1 protein-coding gene is annotated in these 1,377 nt (G+C 66.2%); it reads right to left on the bottom strand.

From position 1 onward, the window contains the following. The coding region (locus ABD369_RS40580; RefSeq protein ID WP_344641659.1) for a non-ribosomal peptide synthetase at window positions 1-1,321 on the bottom strand (1,321 nt) is incomplete at its 3' end. Window positions 1,322-1,377: the final 56 nt, after the last annotated feature.

Raw genomic sequence — 1,377 nt, 5'->3', positions numbered from 1 at the left:
TCTGGGTGAGGTGGGCGAGTTGGGTGGTGGTGGGGTTGTCGAAGAGGTCGCGGATGGTGAGGTTGGTGTTGAGGGTGGTGTTGATGCGGGTGATGAGGCGGGTGGCGAGGAGGGAGTGTCCGCCGAGGTCGAAGAAGTTGTCGGTGGTGTTGATGGTGGGGAGTTGGAGGAGGTCGGTGATGATGCCGGCGATGATTTCTTCGTGGGGGGTGCGTGGGGTGGTTGTGGTGGTGGTGGTGGTGTGTGTTGGTGTGGGGAGTGCTTTGCGGTTGATTTTTCCGTTGGGGGTGAGGGGGAGTTCGTCGAGGATGACGATGTGGGTGGGGACCATGTAGTGGGGGAGTGTTTGTTGGGTGTGGTGGCGTAGTTCTGTGGGGGTGGGGGTGGTGTTTGGGTGTGGTTGGACGTAGGCGGTGAGTTGGGGGTTGCCGGGTTGGTCTTCGCGGACGATGACGGTGGCTTGGGTGATGTGGGGGTGGCGGGTGAGGGTGGTTTCGATTTCGCCGAGTTCGATGCGGAAGCCGCGGATTTTGACTTGGTCGTCGGCGCGGCCGAGGTGGTGGAGTTGGCCGTTGGTGTTCCAGCGGGCGAGGTCGCCGGTGCGGTAGAGGCGGCTGCCGGGGGGTCCGTAGGGGTTGGCGGTGAAGCGTTCGGCGGTGAGGGCGGGGCGGCCTAGGTAGCCGCGGGCGAGGCCGGGGCCGGTGGTGTAGAGCTCGCCGGGGGTGCCTGGGGGGACGGGGTTGAGGTGTTCGTCGAGGATGTAGATGTGGGTGTTGGTGATGGGGGTGCCGATGGGTGGGGTGGTGGGTTGGGTGAGGTTGGTGGTGAAGGTGATGGCGACGGTGGATTCGGTGGGGCCGTAGGCGTTGAAGAGTTGGTGGTTGGTGCTCCAGCGTTCGACTTGGGTGGCGGTGAGGGCTTCGCCGCCGCTGATGAGGGTGGTGCCGTGGGTGTGGGGGTTGGGTTCGGTGGCGGCGAGGGCGACGGGTGGCAGCATGGCGTGGGTGATGTGCTGGCTGGCCAGGGTGGTGGCGAGGGGTTCGCCGGGCATGAGGTGGTCGCGGTCGGTGATGACGAGGGTGCCGCCGGATAGTAGGCCCATGGTGAGTTCCCAGAACGCGGCGTCGAAGCTGGGTGAGGCGAATTGCAGGACGCGGCTGTGGGGGCCGAGGCCGAAGCGGGTCTGGTGGGTGGTGGTCAGGCTGGGGATGCCGGTGTGGGTGACGGTGACGCCCTTGGGGCGGCCGGTGGAGCCTGAGGTGTAGATGACGTAGGCCGGGTTCTCCGGACGCAGCGTGGTGTTGGGCGTGTGGGTGGGCATGCCTGACAGGTCGAGCGCATCCAGCAGAACGATTCCAGACCGCCGCCCGCTGTCGG

This window comes from Kitasatospora cystarginea (assembly GCF_039533515.1).
In the GTDB taxonomy this organism is placed as follows: Bacteria; Actinomycetota; Actinomycetes; order Streptomycetales; family Streptomycetaceae; genus Kitasatospora; species Kitasatospora cystarginea.
The sequence above is the reverse complement of the archived record's forward strand: the minus strand, read 5'-3'. Positions and strand labels throughout refer to the sequence as shown.